This is a genomic window from Ulvibacter litoralis, from assembly GCF_900102055.1.
GTDB classification, from domain to species: Bacteria; Bacteroidota; Bacteroidia; order Flavobacteriales; family Flavobacteriaceae; genus Ulvibacter; species Ulvibacter litoralis.
The window spans coordinates 319895-340771 of sequence record NZ_FNBA01000002.1; the positions used below are offsets into that span (position 1 = coordinate 319895).

Below are 20877 nucleotides of genomic sequence, written 5' to 3' on the forward strand. Positions count from 1 at the left end.
TACTTCTTAAATATTAATACCTACAGGAAGTAAATTTTTATATTTCCTACGGTTGCTTCTTAAAAATGAAGCAATTTCTGGACTGGTAGGAACGAGACTAATGCTTCGTTCTTTTACGATATCAAAAACGGCTTTGATAAAAATGTTCCGAAAACCTTGTTCTTCCATTTCTTCGGGCATAAAATACTTGGTGAGGAAAATTTTCCGATCTTGGAGCGCATACTCTATACGTGCCATATTATCACCAACTTCGAGTTCAAATTGTCTTAAAAACTCATTATCAGTAATTTCTACATCTTCAATCATAGGGAATAAATTAAAATAGTTTATAATGACTCCTGTTAAGAAGGTTATTGTTTCTTGTAGTAGGTTAGTGGGGAAGAGTTAAAAGGTGTTAGGATTGTTACCTTGTGTTAGTAAAAATACGACTATTATTTGTGCTAAAAGCAGTTAATATTTTTGTTTTATTTGAAAGAAATTCTTTTTTTATAGAGGAAATACAGTTTAAAACAGGCGTTCTGTTTACGGTATTGTTTTCATTAGTTTGCGGAGTAATTCTTTTGAAAGAGTGGCTAAGGATTTTAAAATTGTTTTTTAAGTAAATCCTATTTGTGAGTGCTAGTTTTGTTGTCGCTAAGGGTATGGATTTTTTTAGGAATGTGATAGCATCACTTTCAGTTTTCCGTACACACCAACAGTTCAAAATTTTCTTCATAAGTAAATGCCCCAATTACTATCAGATAATTTTATATTTGTTCTGTAAATTTACGTAAAATCTTACAAATAATTAGCATTATGCTCCATATACTTGAGGAAACAAATGAGTACTGAAAAGATTCATGTTTATTTCGTACCTGGCCTCGCTGCCGGAAAAGAGATTTTTAGAAATATTTCGTTGCCTAAACACCGTTATGAACTTCACATAATTGATTGGTTGATTCCTGAAAAGAAAGAACCTTTGTCAAGCTACGCAAAACGAATGGCAGCATTTGTTAGGGAGCCTAATTCGGTATTGATTGGAGTTTCGTTTGGCGGTGTTATGGTTCAAGAGATGGCTTCTTTTTTAGCCTTGAGAAAACTAATTATCATTTCTAGTGTGAAACGGCGTAAGGAGCTTCCGACGCGTTTAAAAGTGGTAAAGAAAACACTTGCTTACAAACTAGTGCCTACAAGTCTTGTGCTTAGTGCTAACGATCTTACGCGATTTGCGATTGGACCTAAAACTGAAAAACGATTGCGTTTGTATCAAGAATACCTTCATGTTCGGGATAAACAATATTTAGATTGGGCAATAGAGAATATGGTGTGTTGGCAACGAAAAGTAGTCGATCCTGCAGTTGTCCATATTCACGGGGATAGCGATGTTGTTTTTCCTGTAAAAAACATAGAAAATTCTATTCAAATTCCAGGAGGAACCCACATTATGATATTGAATAAAGGGAGTGTTATTTCTAAAAAGATAATTGAAGTCATTGAGAATAAATAAAGGGACTATCGTATGGTAACCCTACTTAATTTTTTATCTTTATTGAAAATTTTAAGTTATGAATGTTATATCGAAAATAGGGATGGCCGTGGTTATTTTCGGCGTGTGTGGATTGTGTATTAACGCAGTGCAGGATGAGTCTACAGACGAAATCATGGAGAAGAAGTTAATTAATAATTACAATGTATATGCACTTCCGTTACCTGAATATATGGAGTTTGCGGGAGAACGTGTGCCGCTAGATAATCCAGATATTAGAGAGCGTATGGATAGAGAATTGTTGGTGAATACATACTGGCAATCAAATATGTTTTTAATTATAAAGAGAGCTAATAAGTTTTTTCCTAAAATTGAACCTTTGTTAGCTCAGTATGGGCTTCCAGATGATTTTAAATATTTAGCGGTGGCTGAAAGTGGATTGGATAATGTTCGTTCGAATGCAGGAGCTTCTGGTTTCTGGCAATTTATGAAGGGAACAGGAAAAGAGTACGGCTTAGAAATTAACGATTATGTAGATGAGCGTTATAATTTAGAATTGGCGACAAAGGTTGCTGCGGAGTACTTAATTAAATCGAAAGAGCGTTTTGGTAGTTGGACAACTGCTGCTGCTGCGTATAACGCTGGAAATGCAGGTGTTAATAAACAATTTCAGCGTCAGGGTGTAGATGATTATTACGATTTATTATTGAATGATGAAACAAGTCGGTACGTATTTAGAATTTTAGCTTTCAAAGAAATATTAAGCAACCCACAGAAATATGGTTTTAACTTTAGAGAGAAAGACTTGTATACTCCTGTCCCTACATTTAAAGTTTTAGTCGATAAGCCTGTAGAGGACTTTGCAAAATTTGCGAAAGATTACGGGATTAACTATAAAATATTAAAAATACACAATCCTTGGCTTAGAGATACATTTTTAAACAATGCCTCAGGGAAAGAATATTACATTGAAATCCCAGAGAACGGGTATTATACAATGGGACAATAAACATACTTTATGAATACAACATTAATAGCGTCTTTAATCATTATTGGTCTTTTAGCAGGAATTCTTAGCGGATTTATGGGTGTAGGAGGAGGCGTTATAATGGTACCATTAATGATCATCCTTTTAGGATTTAATCAACACCAAGCACAAGGGCTTAGTTTAGCTGTTTTAGCGGTTCCAGTAACATTTATTGCTGCGTATACATATCACGTAAATGGGAGCCCAATAAACTGGAAATACGCTATATTAATCGCCTCCTTTTTTGTCATTGGAGGCTATATAGGGTCTAAGTTTGCAGTAGCAATACCGCAGAATATACTTAAAAAGATATTTGCTGTTATTTTGGTTGTTGCAGCTGTGAAAATGTTTTTTTCAAAATAAGTTGAGAGGGCTTATAATTTTAAAAGTTATTCTTTAGTATCGCTTTTTGCTTTCTGAAGTAACGTATTTAAGAAGTTTAATACTTAGCAGATTATAAATAATTATAGTTTTACTGAAAAGCCTTGTAAGTTCTTATAAAAGAATCTACAAGGCTTTTTTTTGTTGACGCACCAATTTGTAAGCTGTACGGTGTAAGGTTGTTTATGAAGAAGCCTATTATAGCTTGCTTATTAATAGTTTTAAAGTGCAGTGAATAGTCTTTATATTCTGACAAGAGCGTGCGCTTTACAATGGCTAAAAGTAATATGCAGTCCGTGTATATAAAAAATACAATTATAGTAAGAATAAAAAAAGAGCACTTAAAAAGTGCTCTTTAATTAAATATGTATGTGTTTTAAGATTACTCTTTTGCAACAATTCTGTCGGTTTCTGCAGCGAAATCCTTAATAAGTGCAATACCATTTACAAATGAATTGTAGTTTAAGTTGAATGAAGTATCGTATTTCTCGTTGTAAGGGTGTAGTACTCCTCTTCTAACATCAACAATCTTTTTAGACTCATCAATAAAGAATGTTGTAGGAAAGCCTAAGCTGTGCTTCATAGTTTGTACAATATGATCGTGTGTGTTCTCTTTTTCATCTACATATAATATAGTGAATTTAGAACTGTACTCGCTAGCAATCTTTTTGACGTTCTTTTTAGTATCCCAAAATAAAATTACAAAGTCAATCTCATCGTGAAATTTATTAGCAACTTCATTTAAAGCTGGAATTTCTCCAACACCAGGTGTACACCAAGAAGCGTAAGTCATTAAGAAAACAGGCTTTTCAAAGTCATATAATTCTACTTTACGACCAGAAAGTTTTTTCACCTTAAAGTTGTCTAAATAACTTTCGTTAACAACATTATTAATTAAGGAATCAAAAAGAGATTCTGCACGCTCAAAATCTTTAGCTGCATATGCGGCTTGAGAATTTTGGCGGTATTTTTTTATGTTCTCTCCAATCTTTGTAGAAAACAAGTTTTCTGGCTCAATTTCTTGCGATTGAGCGGATATAGAGATTAATAAAAATAGAAGAAGTAGTTTTTGTACCATACGTTTCTTATTGTATGGTACAAATGTAGATAGGCTTTTGTTAGCAGAGGTGAACTTTTAGATATAGTGCTCGAAATAATCGTTTAAATACAAATCACAGTAAGACTTTTCTGAATAACGTGCGAAAATGGTAATTATTATCTTCTTCCGCCTCTATTTGCAGCACGACCAAATTGTTGTCTTGGTTGTCCCATTTTTTTCATTTGCTGCTTCATCATTTTAACTTGCTCGTCTAACATATTATGTTTGTCAAGTTTTTTAGCTTCAGCCAGCAAGAGTTCAGCTTCACGTTTTCTATTTTTTGTCATTGCTATTCCAGCAAGATTTAATTTTGTCATTGCCATATCGGCATCCATAGAAAGACCAAGTTCGACTGCTTTTTTGAAATATTTTTCAGCTTCAGTCATATTGGTTTGTGAAATCATTAACCCATTTAGGTAGTTATAATATCCTTGTTGCTTACGAATAAGTGCTCCTTCTGGATTGCTAATTCGGTCTAACCATTTTTTTGCTCCAGGAAAATCCTGCTTCCGAAGTCTTAGAAAAGCAAGAAGAATTATTTCGTTTTTAAAATATAAGAAAATAAATACTAGCGATAAAAGTAGTAACATTATACCGTTACCTATATTAGTTTCAGTAAATTGCCACACTGCGATAGCTATGGTTATTGCTGCTAATACTAGCTTGAAATTTTTATTAAACATGCATTGTTTTTTTAATGGTTTGCAAAGGTACTAAAAACATTCAAAAATATTTTATGTTTTCCATTTGGGAAAGTAAAAAAACGTTGTATATTTGCACCCGACTTTTAGGCGACTTGCACTAAAGTAATAAAGAATAGAATTTTAGTAGATAAAGTAACATATAATGAGCAAAAGAACATTTCAGCCATCAAAAAGAAAGAGAAGAAATAAACACGGTTTTAGAGAGCGTATGGCTTCTGTAAACGGTAGAAAAGTACTTGCTGCTCGTAGAGCAAAGGGTAGAAAGAAAATTTCTGTATCTTCTGAAACTCGTCATAAAAAATAATGTTGATAAGTTATATATAAAAGGTGTTGTTTATAAAAACAACACCTTTTTTTATACCCTGTAGATTCATAATTTTACAAAATAGAAAAAGTTCAGTACAAATGCCAAAAAACACCAACATAAAATCTGTTTTAATTATCGGTTCTGGTCCAATCGTTATTGGTCAAGCCTGTGAATTTGATTATTCCGGTTCTCAAGCGCTACGTTCGCTTCGTGAAGACGGTATTGAAACTGTTTTAATTAACTCCAATCCTGCAACAATAATGACAGACCCTTCAATGGCAGATCATGTATATCTGTTGCCATTGACGACAAAGTCTATCGTTAAAATATTAAAAGAACATCCTCAAATTGATGCTGTTTTACCTACAATGGGTGGACAAACAGCGTTAAATTTAGCGATTGAAGCAGATGAGAAAGGGATTTGGAAAGATTTTAATGTAGAAATTATTGGTGTTGATATAGACGCTATTAATATCACAGAAGATAGAGAACAATTTCGAACTTTAATGGAGAAAATTGGGGTTGCAATGGCACCGCAAGCGACAGCAACTTCATACCTAGAAGGAAAAGAAATTGCTCAAGAGTTTGGTTTTCCTTTAGTAATTAGAGCTTCGTATACCCTTGGTGGTGCTGGAGCTTCTATTGTATATAAGGAAGAAGATTTTGACGAATTATTGAGCCATGGTCTTGAAGTGTCGCCTATTCATGAGGTGATGATCGACAAGGCAATGATGGGCTGGAAAGAATACGAGTTAGAGTTGTTGCGCGACCGAAATGATAACGTTGTTATTATTTGTGCGATTGAAAATATGGATCCGATGGGAATTCATACGGGAGATTCTATCACCGTAGCACCAGCGATGACGTTGAGTGACCCTACCTATCAACGCATGCGTGATATGGCCATTAAAATGATGCGCAGCATTGGTGATTTTGCCGGAGGATGTAACGTGCAATTTGCCGTGAGTCCTGATGAAAATGAAGAGATTATCGCCATCGAAATTAATCCGCGTGTTTCAAGATCGTCTGCATTAGCTTCAAAAGCAACGGGATATCCTATTGCTAAAATTGCAAGTAAATTGGCAATTGGGTATCACTTAGATGAACTTCAAAACCAAATTACCAAATCAACTTCAGCGTTATTTGAGCCAACTTTGGATTACGTTATTGTAAAAATCCCTCGTTGGAACTTCGATAAATTTGAAGGAAGTGATCGTACGCTAGGACTTCAAATGAAGAGTGTTGGGGAAGTAATGGGGATTGGACGTAGTTTTCAAGAAGCACTTCACAAAGCAACGCAGTCGTTAGAGATTAAGCGAAACGGATTGGGAGCAGATGGGAAGAGTTATACCGATTATCAAGAAATTCTCGACAAATTAAAACATGCAAGTTGGGATCGTGTATTTGTAATTTACGATGCCATCCAAATGGGAATTCCGTTAAGTAGAATTCACGACATAACAAAAATAGACATGTGGTTCCTTCGTCAATACGAAGAACTTTACATGCTCGAAAAAGAAATAGCAAGTTTCACGTTAGAGACCCTTCCGAGGGAATTATTACTAGAAGCCAAACAAAAAGGATACGGTGACCGTCAAATCGCGCACATGTTGAAATGTTTGGAGAGTCAAGTCTATGCAAAACGTGAAGAACTAAACGTACAGCGTGTTTACAAGCTTGTAGATACCTGCGCGGCAGAATTTGCAGCACAGACACCTTATTACTATTCTACGTTCGAGAATGATATGGAAACTGCCGACGGTAAAAAGTATGCAGAGAATGACAGTATTGTTACCGAAAAGAAGAAAGTAATTGTTTTAGGTTCTGGTCCAAACAGAATCGGACAAGGAATCGAGTTTGATTATTGCTGTGTTCACGGGGTTTTAGCGGCTTCTGAAATTGGCTACGAAACCATCATGATTAATTGTAATCCTGAAACAGTTTCTACCGATTTTGATGTGGCAGATAAATTGTACTTCGAACCAGTTTTCTGGGAACATATTTACGATATCATTCGTCACGAAAAACCGGAAGGTGTCATAGTTCAACTAGGAGGACAAACGGCGTTGAAATTAGCTGAAAAGTTAGAGCGCTACGGAATTAAAATTTTAGGAACCAGCTTCGAAGCCTTAGATTTGGCTGAAGATCGCGGAAGTTTCTCTAGAATTTTAAAAGAACTTGAAATTCCTTATCCTGAATTTGGTGTTGCTGAAACAACCGATGAAGCATTGGCACTTTCAGACCAATTAGACTTCCCATTATTGATTAGACCTTCTTATGTATTAGGAGGTCAAGGAATGAAAATTGTTATTAATAAACAAGAATTAGAAGAACACGTAGTTGATTTACTTCGGAAAATTCCGAATAACAAATTACTTTTAGATCATTATTTAGATGGTGCGATTGAAGCGGAAGCAGATGCAATTTGTGACGGTGAGGATGTGTACATCATAGGGATCATGGAACATATTGAACCTTGCGGAATTCATTCTGGCGATTCTAATGCGTTGCTACCTCCGTTTAATTTAGGAGATTTAGTACTTCAGCAAATAAAAGATCACACAAAGAAGATTGCTTTAGCATTAAACACTGTTGGTTTAATAAACATTCAGTTTGCTATTAAAGATGATAAAGTATATATCATTGAAGCAAATCCAAGAGCGTCTCGTACGGTTCCGTTTATCGCGAAAGCATACGGAGAACCTTATGTAAACTACGCAACAAAAGTGATGCTAGGACATAGTAAAGTGAAAGACTTTGATTTCAAGCCACATTTAGATGGGTATGCCATTAAGCAACCAGTGTTTAGTTTCAATAAATTCCCGAATGTAAACAAGCAATTGGGACCAGAAATGAAGAGTACTGGAGAGAGTATTCTGTTTATTGATGATTTGAAAGACGATGCTTTCTACGATTTATATTCAAGACGTAAAATGTATTTAAGTAAATAATACATTCCCTATACATTTTAAAACCCTATCAAATTTTGGTAGGGTTTTTTGTTTCTAGATTGTTTTAAAAGAAACATCAGCATAAAACACTTTTATGAAACCCTCTTTTTATTTGCTTTTCTTTTTATGTATTTCGTTTACCGCCTGTACGAGCTCTACCTATGACGATATTGAACAACAGCAAGAAGAACTTCCTTCTTTTATTACCTATCAAGACGTACGTCCCATTTTTGAAGCCAATTGTGTTACGTGTCATAGCAGTCCGCCACAAAATGGAGCACCAATGTCGTTAGAAATTTATTCTGAAGTAGCCAATGCTATCGAAACAAGAGGGTTGCTTGATCGAATAAACAGAGAAGAAGGGGCGGGAGGACTAATGCCTTTAGGTGGTCCAAGAATGTCACAACAAAGCATAGACCTCATAGTACAATGGGATACGGAAGGATTGTTAGAAAATTAAAAGACTTACTCATGAAACAGATCTTTTTACTTATTGCTTTTTTAATTTGCACCACCAGTATATTGCAAGCGCAGGAAAGATACAGTACCAAAACAGGAATAATAACTTTTGAAGCCTCCGTACCTTCTTTTGAAGAAGTGAAGGCAACCAATGCACAAGTCAGTGCTTTGTTAAATACAACTTCTGGAGATATTGCTGTTTTAGCGCTGCTGAAAGGATTTCGATTTAAAGTGGCTTTAATGGAAGAACACTTTAACGAGAACTATATAGAATCTTCCAAATATCCCAAAGCAACATTTAAAGGCACGATTGAAGATTTTATAGCTTCTAAACTTTCCGAAGAAGAAAAAAAATACAACCTCAAAGGAACGCTAAGCTTACATGGCGAATCTAAAATTATTGATACGTCAGTACGTATTTCACAAACAGATGAAGGTATTACGATGCAACTCAATTTTGACTTAAAACCTAAAGAATTTAATATCAACATCCCCAATTTAGTAAGTAGTAAAATCGCTGAAATCGTCTCAGTTTCGGCGGTTCTTCTACTTCAACAAAACAATAAATAAGAAACAAGAAATGAAAAACAGAAAAGGATTTTTAATGATCGTGCTAGTTCTCGGTTTTGCAGGCTATATAGGTTATAATTATTTGTATAAAGAACACCGAAATATCTCTGAAGAAACATCGAGTTTAGAAATCTCAGCTTCCTATTTGTTAGAGCGATTCAAAAAGAACGACGCGGCTTCTCTTTTAAATAAAACAATTACTGTTACCGGAACTGTTTCAGAAATAGAAAAAAATACCATTACACTTTCAAATAGTGTGAATTGCAATTTTGAAACAGACTTAAAGAATATATCACTTAGTACTCCAGTCATAATAAAAGGAAGGTGTATTGGGTATGACGATTTGTTTGAAGTGGTTAAAATGGATCAATGTAGTATTATAAAGTAATAAAGTATGCGAAAAATCAGCCTTTTAGTATTTTTTATATCAGCAGCACTGTTTTCACAAGAGGATCTTTTAAGCGATTTAGAAAACGACGTTATTGAAGATAAAACAGTTATCGCTGCTTTTAAAGGACTGAAAGTGGTGAATTTTGAGTCCACAAAACTAGCGAGTGAAGGCGATATTTTCTTTGTGGTCGCACACCGATTTAGTTCTGTAAAATATGGATTCGATGATTTTTTCGGCTTAGACAATGCAGTAACTCAATTAAAGTTTATTTATGGGGTAAATGAATGGCTTAATGTTGGAGTTGCCCGGAGTTCGTATCTAAAAAAATATGGAGTGCATGTCAAATACCGACTCTTTCCACAAGAAAAAGAGGGGTTTCCTGTAACTATTGTTGGGTATAATTTAGTGACTGCAAATACGTCTTTAGATAAAGACCAATATCCAAAACTAGCGTTTGAAAACATTCTAACCTATACGTCGCAGCTTCTAATCTCACGTAAGATCAGTGAGTCTCTTTCATTGTTAGTGGCGCCTACATTTATTCATGAAAATTTGGCAACACGAAGTAGGGAGGTGCTCGATAACGGAGAAACCATTGCTCATGATGAAAAAGCAGACCAATTGGCATTAGGGTTGGGAGGACGCTATAAATTGACAAAGCGAATGAGTGTTAATTTAGATTATGGATTGCATCTGAACAGAAACAGGAATTCAAATTATAGAAATTCACTATCGGTAGGAGTAGATATTGAAACGGGTGGACATGTGTTTCAAATGCACTTTACCAATGCACAGGCAATGTTTGAAGATGGGTATATCATACAAGGGCAAGGAGACTGGAGTGATGGTGATGTATTTTTTGGTTTTAATATAAGTAGGGTTTTTTAAAGGGTAACTGTTTTATAAGTATAACAGATTATACAAAACTTTAAAACTACAATTATGAAAAAAATTACCTTAGTATTTATGGCGTTACTAGCTTCAATAGCTTCGGCGCAAACAACTTTTGATCTTGACTGGGCAATTGGTATTACGGGAGCTGCGGCTAGCGTTACCATTGAGCCTGGAGACACAGTGCGTTGGACGTGGACAGATTCACAGCCACATACAGTTACCAATATAGCTGGTAGTACAGAAACGTTTGATAGTGGAATATTAACGGGTGTTGGAGAACAATTTTCGTTCACTTTTACAGACGTGGGAGCCAATAATTATCAATGTGATGTGCATCCTGGGATGAATGGAACCATTACCGTAGATGATGTTGCTTCAATAGATGATAAATTTAAAGTTAATATCAATTTCTATCCAAATCCAGTCCAAGATAAGTTGATGGTAACTTCATTGTTTCAATTAGATACGTATAAAATTTATACTGTTTTAGGGGAGTTGGTTTCGAAAGGGGCTGCTACAGGAAATGTAACAGAGATTAATACAGCAGCTTTGGAAGCTGGTTTGTATTTTGTAAACACAACATCTGGAGAATTACAATCTACGTTTAAAATTGTAAAGCAATAATTTTAAAAGGCTAATTCAACACCTTATTTGAAAGAGGCTGTCTAAAAAAGTGAGTTCAGTATTACAATTGTACAATAGCTTTTTGGATAGTCTCTTTTTATTTTTTTGGACGCATAGCAACAATCACATTGTGCTCTTTTAATTCATCTATGTATTTTGAGGAGTCGAAGGCTGCATGGTTAAATTCATCTTTTCTAGAATGTTTCAGTTGTACACGTCGCGCACTTTTTATAAAGCGCCGTATTTCCTGTTCAGAGTCTAAAATTAATCCAGGAACTGGAACACTTTCTCCTTCATCATTTTTTGAAACCATCGTGAAGTAAGAAGAATTACAATGTTTTATAACGCCTGTGTGAATATCTTCTGAAACCACACGAATGCCAACAATCATCGAAGTTCGCCCTACGTAATTTACGGATGCTTTCATTGTTACTAATTCACCAACGTCTATCGGGTTTAAAAAATCGACTGTATCTACAGAAGCGGTCACACAATAGTTTTTGCTGTGTTTTGAAGCACAAGCGAAAGCGATTTGATCCATTAACGAAAGAATGTACCCCCCGTGAATCTTTCCACTAAAATTAGTGTGAGACGGCAACATTAGTTCTGAAATCGTTACTTGCGATTCTTCTACATGTTTGTGAATGGTTTCCATTATTCTCGATTAAAATGCGGTGAATTCTCTTGTTCAATACCCGTGACAAAGTATTTGGAATCTCCCCAAAAGAAAAACGTACTAAAACGTTCTACATAGGTAAGCTTTACATACTGACCTTGGTATTCGTTCATTTTCTCAATAATCTCTTTTTCATTGTCCATTACTGAAAAAGCAAAGATTTGAGCACCACTAATTCCTTGGCTTATTTCTCCTTCATAGGTTTTTACCATCACTCCCTTTTTACTGAATTTTATCAATTCTCCAGCGCGAGTTCCTTCACTATACGGTACAAAATACACAAAAGCGAAGTACAGTAAATACAGTGCAGCAAGACTTCCTAAGATAATAAATAGAATTTTTTTCATAGTACTTTTGTATTAATCAAGGTTGTCTTCGTCATTCGCTTTAAGCAACAGTTTTTCATTAATCTGTTTGCTGGCTTTCGATCCTAATTTTTTTAATTTTTCCACACGGGTAATCAAGTTTCCTTTTCCAGTTAACTTTTTCATCGTCGTGTCGTACGATCCTTTTACGGTATTTAATTGGTTTCCTACTTTCAGTAAATCTTCGGTCAGGTTCACAAATTGATCGTATAAACGTCCGGCTTGTGTGGCAATTTCTAAGGCATTTTGTTGTTGCTTCTCGTTATTCCACATGCTATCAATAGTTCGTAAGGTAGCTAAAAGAGTCGTAGGTGTAACAATCACAATATTTTTTTCGAATGCCCAATTGTACAAACTATTATCTTGGTTAATGGCAACGGCAAAAGCAGGTTCAATAGGAACAAAAAGCAATACGAAATCGGGACTTTCAATTTTATAGATATCCTGATAGTTTTTTGCACTTAGTTGTTCGATGTGCTTTTTTAGCGATCCAATATGATCTTTTAAAAATCCTGACTGAATGCTAGTGTCTTCTTCATTCACAAAACGTTCGTAAGCAACCAGCGATACTTTCGAATCGATAATCATTTTTTTGTTGTCAGGTAAATGCAGCACAACATCGGGAAGCACACGTTTTCCGTCGTCGGTGGTAAAACTGTTCTGAACAAAATATTCTCGGTCTTTCTCCAGTCCGCTTTTTTCCAGCACACGCTCTAATACCAACTCGCCCCAGTTTCCTTGCAGTTTGCTGTCTCCTTTTAAGGCTTTGGTTAAATTAGTCGCTTCCTTGCTCATTTGCTCGTTCAGCGCTGTTAACCCAATAATTTGTTGACGGAGCATGGCGTGTCTGTCGATGCTTTCTTTATGCGTGTCGTCTACCTTACGTTCAAACTTTTCTATTTTATCTTGAAGCGGTTTTAGAATCCCATCAATATTTTCTTTGTTCTGTTTGGTAAATTTTTCGGATTTACTTTCCAGAATTTTATTGGCTAAGACTTCAAAATCGTTACTGAATTTCTCCTGTAATTTTTCTACTTCATTTTTCTGTTCGCGAAGTTTCGCTTCCAAGTTCTCAAATTCTGAATTACGTTTCGTCAATTCTAAATTCAAGAAATCTTTTTCTTTACGGATGCTCTCGCGTTCTTGTAATGTTACTTCAAAACGCTCACTTAGTTTTTCTTCTTGAAGTTTAGCTTGTTCTAACTTTGCTTCTAGGGTACTGGTTTCCGATTTGTTTTTGAGACGTGCAAATAGATTGCCAATAAAAGCACCAATTAAAAGGCAGATAGCTGCTAGCAATAGAAAAAGAAATGTTTCACTCATTAATCGTAAAGTTTCCTGTAAAGATACTTAATTCTTAACAGTAAATCTTCCCGTTTTTGGGTCAAATTGGATGGTGTCTTCCGGAAAAAGAACTTCAAATCGCTTTGCTTCAATCAAGTTTTTAGGAGTGTCAAAATAGGCTATTTCTGGTGTCATAACCAGTATTTTATCGGCTAATTGTATCGCCAAATCTATTTCGTGTGTAGAAAAAAGAATGGTTTTCTTCGTTTCTTTGGTGAGTTTTTTTAGCAGTTTTAAAACAGAAGCGCGGTGGTATAAATCCAAATGTGTAGTAGGCTCATCGAGTAAAATTAGCGGCGTATCTTGCGCCAAAGCACGTGCAATATATACACGTTGTAATTGACCGTCGCTCAGTTCAAAACATTTGCGTTGGGCTAAGGTTTCGGTATTTGTAACCAGAAGTGCATTTTGAATAATCGATATATCTTCTTCGGAAAGAGAACCCATCCAATTGGTGTGGGGTTGTCTTCCTAAAGTGACCAATTCTAACACTGTCAAGTTTTGAGAAGCGGGAGCTTCCGTCAGTACAATACTAACTTCAGTGGCTAGCTGAAGCATGGTATATTCATTGATGTTTTTCCCTTTCAACGAAACGGTCCCTTTCAATTCGGGTTGCATTTTAGCGAGGGTTCGTAGCAAGGTAGATTTTCCAATTCCATTGCTTCCTACTAAGGCAACGAGTTCTCCTTCAGCAATAGAAAAAGAAATCGCTTCAGCAATGGCAATAGCCTTCTTTTTGGACGAATATCCTACGCTTACTTCTGAAGCTTCTAACACCGTTGTTTTCTTTTCCGAAGCCATTAAAATAACAATTTACGTTTCCGAACCAATAACCAAATAACGATGGGAGCACCAACTAATGAAGTGATCGCGTTAATAGGGAGGGTGTATTCACTAAACGGAAGTTGTGCAATGGTGTCGCAAATAAGCAACAACAAACTTCCCGAAAGTAATACTGCCGGAATTAATACAAAATGATTTGATGTTTTAAAAAACTGCCGTGTTACGTGTGGCACTGCGAGTCCGACAAACGCAATCGGACCTGCAAAAGCGGTGATGCTCCCTGCGAGAATGCTCGTGGCAATGATGAGTAAAAAAGTAGTTTTCTTAATGTGTAAGCCCATGCTTTTGGCATAGTTTTCTCCTAAAAGTAAGGCATTTAACGATTTACTGCTCACATAACTAAACCCAAATCCGATGAAACAACAAACGCTTAAAATAAAAACACCTTGCCAAGATTGATTTCCTAAGCTTCCGAAGGACCAGAAAATGTATTGCTGTAATTGTTCTGCATTACTGAAGTAGGAGAGTACCGCAACCACAGCAGCAGTAACACTTCCAAACATGAGTCCGATGATTAAAATCGCCATCGTATCTTTAATTTTAAAGGTAACGGCTAAAACAGCAAGCAGTACTAAAAAACTACCCAATGCCGCCGCAATGACCAAGCTCCATTCGTTGGTTAAAAAGCCGCCCATTACACCTCCGAAAAAACCAGCCCCTAAAATTAAAAAGGCAACTCCTAAGCTAGCTCCGCTACTTAATCCTAATACAAAAGGACCTGCCAACGGATTTCTAAATAAGGTTTGCATCAATAAACCTGAAACTGCCAAGCCGCCACCAGCCAACATCGCTGTAATGGCTTTGGGAAGACGATACTCTATTAATATGTACTGCCAAGACGCTTTCGTAGTTCCGTTGCCTGTAAGTCCGGAAATGACTTCAGAAAAAGGAATGGATACCGATCCTAGACTTACGTTGATTAAAAAAGCACCGGCTAAAAGAAGCAGCAAGAGGATGAAAAAACCACGATATGTTGGTTGGGTGTGCATTACTCTAAGTGTGTAAAAAAGTACAATTCATCGTCGGGAAGCAGTTCTGGGTGCAATATTTTCACAATATCCTTTAGCACTAAATCGGGACGGTTAGGCGCAAGCTCGTAGTAAATGAGTCCGCCAGTCGCACCTTTCTTATTCGTAGAACCGTATAATTTATCATTTTTAAATGCATCAAATTTTGAATAGACACTATGTGTTTCTTCCAATTGTTGCTTAGTTGTAAACTGACTGGTGCCAATCCAATACTGTGCGTGTTGCCCTTTTTCCAAGACAGATTCAAGATTGAGCGATAAGCTTCCTGTTCCTTCCGAATCTTTCCAAAGGTAGTCTCCGTTTGCATCGGCTATAAATTGAGCCGCCCAACTGTCTCCTTGTGGCAAATACCAAACATCTTTATACATGGCTCCGCTTAATACGGTTGGTTTTACTTGCGTCTGACTCGCAAGCTCTTTAGTTTTATAGTAATCGGTTTCAATAGCGTTGAAAATACTGTCGGCTTCTTTTTCCTTTCCGAAGAGCACTCCGAAAAATTTAATCCATTCTGCTTTTCCTAAGGGAGAGGTTTCGGTCCAATCGCCATTATACATCACAGGAATTCCTGTTTTTTGAAGGGTGCTAAACGTACTGTTGTTTCCGTCGATGGCAAAGCCAACCACAAGATCTGGAGATAAATCGATAAGGGTTTCAGTATTTAGGTCTTCATTTTTACCAATTTCCGTTACCAAGCCTGCATCAATGCGTTTTCGAGTCGCTTCCGAAGAGATGTAATTTAGATTGGGGAACCCTACTAAAGCTTCCGAAGTACCAAGCATTTCTAGTGATGGAATGTGCGTTGTAGAGGTTACTACAATCTTTTTTACGGGAATTTGAACCACCGCATCGAAGGTTTCCGAAGTGGGTAATTTGGTGTTTTCTGAAATTAAAGCATACGTAAATTCCTTTTCAGCACCTGGCCACGGATTGGTGAGTGTGATGGTCTTATACGTGTCAAAGGTGTTGATTTTAAATCCTTTGGCGTGTGTTATTTCAATAGAAGTTTTGGTTTCAGAAACAACAGGATCTGATTTTTGAACCTCTTTACAGGAGAGAAATAAAAAGAGAAAACTAAGGAGGTAATACATTTTTTGCATCCTCAAAAATAATAGTTTTTGTTTGGCTTCGCTACCAAATAAATAGCTTATTTTTGCACAGAATTTTGGTGGAAAATTTTAAATGATTTTCCTTAAAAGGGAATTCGGTTGTATGCCGAAGCTGTTCCCGCAACTGTAAGTCGTTCGTAATAAGCGAATCGTACACACTTCAACCACTGTTAGCAATAACGGGAAGGTAGTACTAATGACAAGCCAGGAGACCTGCCATAATTTGAAAAGAATAAACTTTCGGGATAAAAGTTGCTTATGAATAGACAGTATTGCCTTATATCATTGTTTTTGCTGTGTTGTGGTTTCTTCGGAAATGCGCAAACAGATACCATACAGCGTTTAGATACGGTGGTTTTAAACGATTCTAAACTTGTCCATTTTTCGGAAGGGTTTAAGTTGCAAACACTTTCCGATTCTATACTAGACAACCATACCTCATTAACCGACGTGTTGCGATTTAGCACGCCTATTTATTTTAAGGAGAATGGCTACGGAATGGTTTCATCGCCTTCTTTCCGCGGTACAAATGCGTCACAAACGGCTGTGATTTGGAATGGAATTCCAATAAATTCGGCACTTAACGGACAAACAGATTTTAATACCATAGCGCCACAGGCCTCCGATGCGATTACCGTGCGTAGTGGTGGTGGAAGTGTTCCCTACGGAAGCGGTGCCATTGGCGGAAGTATTCATTTAAACAATGAAATGGTGTTTAAAGAGTTTTCGGAAACCGATTTGAAGCTTTTATACGGAAGTTTTGGTACGGTGGAAGGAAATTTTAAAACGAAAATGGCAAGCAAAACAATGTTTGCCGATGTGCATGTCAATTTTATTTCTTCGGAAAATGATTATGAGTATTTGGAAACCGATCAGAAAAATGAAAACGGGGAATTCAATCGTTTTAACGCAGGAACCGATATAGGATTCAAGCGAAAAAACCACCTTTTTACTTGGAACACCAATTATTTTCTAGGGAAGCGAAATTTTTCAAATACCATCACTGCGATTTCGAGAAGTCGGTATGAAGATGTTACCACACGAAATCTTTTTTCATGGAAGGTTTTTGGGAAAAAGTACGAATCTACCCTTAAAGTCGCACATTTGTATGAACAATATTGGTATTTCGCCAATAGAGAAACCAATAATTACGACGGTGGAAGAGCACATACCTTACTGAGTGATTATGCTTTCGATTACAAGCTTCAGAAAGATATAAAACTGAGTTTTAATGCAAACTACACGCGAATTGAAGGAAAAGGAACCAATATTGGTACCAATACACGAAATACGCTTACCTTCTTTTTAATGCTGCACCATCAAGTAACCGATGCTTTTAGTTATGGTGCCAGCGTTCGACAGTCGTTTTTAAACGATTTTGACAATCCTTTTTTATTCTCGGCAGATGCTTCATATAAAGTAGCAGATTGGTACACGGTAAAAGCAAATGGGTCTAAAAATTATCGAGTTCCGACCTTTAATGATTTGTATTGGAATGCGGGAGGAAACGATGCGTTGCAACCAGAATCGTCGTTACAAGGAGAGTTGAGCAATGTGTTTCACTTCGGAAAGCTTCAGTTGGAAGCGACAGCGTATTATATACATTCAAATGAGTTGATTCAGTGGCGACCAAATGCGAGCGGTGTTTGGATGCCCGAAAATGTTTCCGAAGTAGAAAACTATGGCGGAGAATTTTCAGCAACATATAAAACCAGTTTTCAGAAGCATGACTTTGAAATTCAAGCCAATTACGCCTATACCAAGGCGTTTAATGTAGAAAAGCAGAAACAGCAATTGTATGTGCCGTTTCACAAAGCGACAGGCTTGTTTACCTATACCTATAACCGTTTTCAATTTGAATATCAAAGCTATTACAACGGAAAAGCATTTACCACTACCGATAATAAAGGGAGTGTAAAAGCACATTCGGTTTCCAATATTCGCACCTCGTACACACTAGGACCGAAGACTAATTTGATTATGCTAGGTGTCAATGCAAATAATATTTTTAATACTTATTACGAAAATGTGGCGTACAGGCCCATGCCAAACAGAAACATTCAAACATTCATAAACATTAAATTTTAAACACCAATGAAAATTTTTAAACAACTAACGTACCTATTAGTAGCTACATTTTTATTTGTCTCTTGTAGTAGTGACGACGATGCTATCGATTCACCACCATTGCCATTAGGAGATTATGAAGCAGGTTTTTTTGTTGCAAATGAAGGACCTTTCGGAACAGGAACAGGAACCATTACTTTTGTAGCAAATGATTTTTCGAGCGTATCACAATCAATTTATAATACTGTAAATAGTTCAGATATTGGGAACGTTGTAAACTCAATGGGCTTTTATGCTGAATCTGCGTACATCGTAGCGAATAACTCACACCTTGTTCAAGTGGTAAATCGGTATACGTTTGAATCGGAAGCTACAATCACTGACGGGTTAGATAATCCGAGAAATTTTGTAGCAGTAGGGGATAAAGGATATATTACAAACTGGGGAGACGCTTTTGTAGAAACTGACGATTACATTGCTGTTGTCGATCTTCTTACAAACACAGTGACGGAAACAATCGCATTGCCATTAGGTCCTGAGAAAGTTATTGCAGTAGGAACAAACCTATATGTAGCACACCAAGGAGCTTACGGACAAAACAACTTGATTTCTGTAATTGATACCACTACAGATACAGTTTCAACTACAATTACGGTAGGAGATGTACCAAACTCTATGGTGCTTATAGGGTCAGACCTTTGGGTATTGTGTGGTGGAGCGCCATCGTATGCAACTGTTGAAACAGCTGGGAGCTTGGTAAAAGTTTCTACAGCTACAAATACAGTGTCGGCAACAATGACATTTGAAGTAACTGAGCATCCAAGTTTGTTGACTTCGGAAGGGTCTGATTTGTATTACACACTAAACGGTGAAGTTTACACGATGGATGTTGCAGCAGCTACTTTGCCTACAACAAGTATTATTTCAGGATTTTTCTACGGAATGACCGCGCATAACGGAAAATTATACGCTACCGATGCTGGCGATTACGCAAGTGATGGTACGTTAAAAGTGTATGATCTTGCAACGCAAGTAGAAGAACAGTCTATTACGGTTGGTATTATTCCAGGAGGAATCTACTTTAACAACTAAGAAAATATTTAAAAGCTAGTGCTCTGCCACCATTAATTGATAGGTTGGAGTGCTAGCTTTACTTTCAGAAATCTCTTCAAGCGTTGTGAAATTACGACGCACCGGTCTCGGACTTGGTAAAATTTCATTTAAAGCAGCCGCTAAAAGAGGCTCATTAGGATCTCCTAAAACCCCTAAATTGCTATAATCTTCGCTTAGCTCAATATCAGGTAACAAACCATCTATGTAGTCTGTATTTCCATTCGCATTGGCAGTTTTGAAAACCAACGGTAACATTGCATAAGAATGTGCTGGGTTTGCTTGGCTTCTACTAAATTCAGGTGCTGGAGCATCGTACAATAAAAAAGAAGCTTGAAACTTTCCTGTAGTAGCTGTTCCTACTTGAGTAACGGTAATATAAGGATCCAATCCATTTATGATTAATTCACTTGCGGAAGCAGTTCTTCCTGTTCCGATAATAAATACTCTATTTAAGTTAAGACTGTTAATCGCTTCACCCGTAGTAAAACTGTCAACAAAAAGTCCGTTTTCGGCATAATCAGCTTGGCGGTCTTCGTTCCATTGCTCGGTATAAAACACTTGGTTTGTAAACTGCCCTGTAATCATTCCGGCAAGGTAGGTTGCGCTTCGAACAGAACCCCCTCCGTTGTAGCGTAAATCTAAAACAAGATCGGTAACACCATCGGCTTGAAATTGTGCAAATGCAGCATTTAATTGTGAATCGAAATTGGCAGTAAACGCATTGTATAATAAATATCCTACTTTTTGTCCTTCAACAGTAAGTGTTCTAGAAACTTGAATCGGATTTTCAGTGTATTCTGTTTTAGTAAGCGTAGTACTTTGTCCGTTAGGAATGATATCGGTACCATTAAAATCGGCAAATCCAATGGTGTAAGTTTCAGGTGCTAGTAAATCGTTGTAATTGGTTTGGGTAATCTGTTGTCCATCGATAGTATTAAATATAAGTCCGCGAGTTAATCCTTCCGAAGCAGCGCTAGTATTTGGAAGTACAAAACGTACATATCCAAATACATTTCCACTATTATCGGGATAAAATACCAATCCAAACTCCATTCCGTTGGTGAGAGTTACACCAGCCAATGAATTTTCAAGAGCAATGTAATCGTCGACCAAAAGACTAAAACGATCTTGATCTGATTTTAAATAATCGAAAAGGGATTCTGGAGTATCGAAACTAGTGATAAATGCGTTTTTTTCGTCTTCAGAAACAAACGCGTCATTTGCTAATTCTGAAGTATCTTCCTTATAGAGATAGAAAAAATTAAGTCCGCGGTAAATAAAATCTTGAATTTCGGCTGCGGAAGCTACTTGTAATTCGTCATCATTATCTTTAAAACAAGAGGTCATGACAACTGAAACGGCAAAGAGAAGTAGGAATAATTTCTTTTTCATTGGAAGCTTTTTAAATCATTTGTTTACTAAACTCCTAAAGTAAGCACATTATTGTTATTGTGAAAACTTGA

General features: G+C 36.6%; 22 protein-coding genes and 1 riboswitch. Of the genes, 12 read left to right on the forward strand and 10 right to left on the reverse strand.

Features of this window, described 5'->3' with window-relative positions; translation table 11 throughout:
• Window positions 1-6 precede the first annotated feature (6 nt).
• Entirely contained in the window at window positions 7-306 is a 300-nt protein-coding gene (locus BLQ00_RS07470; RefSeq protein WP_093142619.1) for a GNAT family N-acetyltransferase, read from the reverse strand.
• A 514-nt stretch (window positions 307-820) separates the two neighbouring features.
• Between BLQ00_RS07470 and BLQ00_RS07475 the strand changes: the two genes are divergently transcribed.
• The 3 genes from BLQ00_RS07475 to BLQ00_RS07485 are packed head-to-tail and all read left to right on the forward strand — an operon-like array spanning window position 821 to window position 2855.
• Entirely contained in the window at window positions 821-1486 is a 666-nt protein-coding gene (locus BLQ00_RS07475) for an alpha/beta hydrolase family protein (RefSeq protein ID WP_093142622.1), read from the forward strand.
• A 58-nt stretch (window positions 1487-1544) separates the two neighbouring features.
• Window positions 1545-2474: a lytic transglycosylase domain-containing protein gene (locus BLQ00_RS07480; protein ID WP_093142623.1), complete on the forward strand. Its 930-nt coding sequence runs from the start codon at window positions 1545-1547 to the stop codon at window positions 2472-2474.
• Between the two features lie 9 nt (window positions 2475-2483).
• Window positions 2484-2855: a sulfite exporter TauE/SafE family protein gene (locus tag BLQ00_RS07485; protein WP_093142626.1), complete on the forward strand. Its 372-nt coding sequence runs from the start codon at window positions 2484-2486 to the stop codon at window positions 2853-2855.
• 400 nt (window positions 2856-3255) lie between these two features.
• Here the strand turns inward: BLQ00_RS07485 and BLQ00_RS07490 are convergent, their stop codons facing one another.
• Together BLQ00_RS07490 and BLQ00_RS07495 are read right to left on the reverse strand one after the other, a co-directional pair.
• Complete coding sequence (locus BLQ00_RS07490) at window positions 3256-3951, reverse strand: TlpA family protein disulfide reductase (protein ID WP_093142628.1); 696 nt, start codon at window positions 3949-3951, stop codon at window positions 3256-3258.
• 137 nt (window positions 3952-4088) lie between these two features.
• Window positions 4089-4655 (reverse strand): hypothetical protein, encoded by a 567-nt coding sequence (locus BLQ00_RS07495; protein ID WP_093142630.1) that lies wholly within the window; start codon window positions 4653-4655, stop codon window positions 4089-4091.
• 163 nt (window positions 4656-4818) lie between these two features.
• Here BLQ00_RS07495 and rpmH point away from each other — a divergent pair, with 163 nt between their 5' ends.
• The 7 genes from rpmH to BLQ00_RS07530 all read left to right on the forward strand — a co-directional run bounded on the left by rpmH (window position 4819) and on the right by BLQ00_RS07530 (window position 10872).
• Complete coding sequence (gene rpmH / locus BLQ00_RS07500; protein ID WP_082830860.1) at window positions 4819-4980, forward strand: 50S ribosomal protein L34; 162 nt, start codon at window positions 4819-4821, stop codon at window positions 4978-4980.
• Window positions 4981-5081: 101 nt separating this feature from the next.
• Window positions 5082-7934, forward strand: coding sequence for a carbamoyl-phosphate synthase large subunit (gene carB / locus BLQ00_RS07505; protein ID WP_093142633.1), 2853 nt, complete (start codon window positions 5082-5084; stop codon window positions 7932-7934).
• A gap of 94 nt (window positions 7935-8028) precedes the next feature.
• Entirely contained in the window at window positions 8029-8394 is a 366-nt protein-coding gene (locus tag BLQ00_RS07510) for a c-type cytochrome (protein ID WP_093142635.1), read from the forward strand.
• A gap of 11 nt (window positions 8395-8405) precedes the next feature.
• Window positions 8406-8963 carry a YceI family protein gene (locus BLQ00_RS07515; RefSeq protein ID WP_093143921.1) on the forward strand — a complete coding sequence of 186 codons (558 nt, stop codon included), beginning with the start codon at window positions 8406-8408 and terminating at the stop codon, window positions 8961-8963.
• Between the two features lie 10 nt (window positions 8964-8973).
• The gene (locus BLQ00_RS07520) at window positions 8974-9351 is read left to right on the forward strand and encodes an OB-fold protein (RefSeq protein WP_093142638.1); all 378 of its coding nucleotides are present in this window, start codon (window positions 8974-8976) and stop codon (window positions 9349-9351) included.
• Window positions 9352-9357: 6 nt separating this feature from the next.
• Window positions 9358-10242, forward strand: coding sequence for a DUF5777 family beta-barrel protein (locus BLQ00_RS07525; RefSeq protein WP_093142640.1), 885 nt, complete (start codon window positions 9358-9360; stop codon window positions 10240-10242).
• A 54-nt stretch (window positions 10243-10296) separates the two neighbouring features.
• Window positions 10297-10872 (forward strand): T9SS type A sorting domain-containing protein, encoded by a 576-nt coding sequence (locus tag BLQ00_RS07530; RefSeq protein ID WP_093142643.1) that lies wholly within the window; start codon window positions 10297-10299, stop codon window positions 10870-10872.
• 97 nt (window positions 10873-10969) lie between these two features.
• Here BLQ00_RS07530 and BLQ00_RS07535 read toward each other — a convergent pair whose 3' ends face one another.
• The 6 genes from BLQ00_RS07535 to BLQ00_RS07560 are packed head-to-tail and all read right to left on the reverse strand — an operon-like array spanning window position 10970 to window position 16225.
• On the reverse strand, window positions 10970-11527 hold the full coding sequence (locus tag BLQ00_RS07535) for an acyl-CoA thioesterase (protein ID WP_093142645.1): 558 nt from the start codon (window positions 11525-11527) through the stop codon (window positions 10970-10972).
• Window positions 11527-11895 carry a 6-phosphogluconate dehydrogenase gene (locus tag BLQ00_RS07540; protein ID WP_093142648.1) on the reverse strand — a complete coding sequence of 123 codons (369 nt, stop codon included), beginning with the start codon at window positions 11893-11895 and terminating at the stop codon, window positions 11527-11529. The genes BLQ00_RS07535 and BLQ00_RS07540 overlap by 1 nt, the downstream gene beginning before the upstream one ends.
• A gap of 12 nt (window positions 11896-11907) precedes the next feature.
• A complete protein-coding gene (locus tag BLQ00_RS07545) occupies window positions 11908-13236 on the reverse strand; it encodes a DNA recombination protein RmuC (protein ID WP_093142649.1) in 1329 nt (442 codons plus the stop codon).
• 27 nt (window positions 13237-13263) lie between these two features.
• The gene (locus BLQ00_RS07550; RefSeq protein ID WP_093142652.1) at window positions 13264-14058 is read right to left on the reverse strand and encodes an ABC transporter ATP-binding protein; all 795 of its coding nucleotides are present in this window, start codon (window positions 14056-14058) and stop codon (window positions 13264-13266) included.
• Window positions 14058-15089 (reverse strand): iron ABC transporter permease, encoded by a 1032-nt coding sequence (locus BLQ00_RS07555; protein WP_093142654.1) that lies wholly within the window; start codon window positions 15087-15089, stop codon window positions 14058-14060. Before BLQ00_RS07555 ends, BLQ00_RS07550 begins: the two co-directional genes overlap by 1 nt.
• Window positions 15089-16225 carry an ABC transporter substrate-binding protein gene (locus BLQ00_RS07560; protein ID WP_093142657.1) on the reverse strand — a complete coding sequence of 379 codons (1137 nt, stop codon included), beginning with the start codon at window positions 16223-16225 and terminating at the stop codon, window positions 15089-15091. The genes BLQ00_RS07555 and BLQ00_RS07560 overlap by 1 nt, the downstream gene beginning before the upstream one ends.
• 49 nt (window positions 16226-16274) lie before the next feature.
• A riboswitch (cobalamin riboswitch) is annotated at window positions 16275-16469 on the forward strand.
• A 23-nt stretch (window positions 16470-16492) separates the two neighbouring features.
• On the opposite strand from BLQ00_RS07560, the gene BLQ00_RS07565 reads away from it, so the two are divergent.
• Complete coding sequence (locus BLQ00_RS07565) at window positions 16493-18322, forward strand: TonB-dependent receptor plug domain-containing protein (protein WP_093142659.1); 1830 nt, start codon at window positions 16493-16495, stop codon at window positions 18320-18322.
• A gap of 6 nt (window positions 18323-18328) precedes the next feature.
• The gene (locus BLQ00_RS07570) at window positions 18329-19393 is read left to right on the forward strand and encodes a YncE family protein (protein WP_093142662.1); all 1065 of its coding nucleotides are present in this window, start codon (window positions 18329-18331) and stop codon (window positions 19391-19393) included.
• A 15-nt stretch (window positions 19394-19408) separates the two neighbouring features.
• On the opposite strand, the gene BLQ00_RS07575 is transcribed toward BLQ00_RS07570, so the two are convergent.
• Complete coding sequence (locus BLQ00_RS07575) at window positions 19409-20806, reverse strand: S41 family peptidase (protein WP_093142664.1); 1398 nt, start codon at window positions 20804-20806, stop codon at window positions 19409-19411.
• Window positions 20807-20877 lie beyond the last annotated feature (71 nt).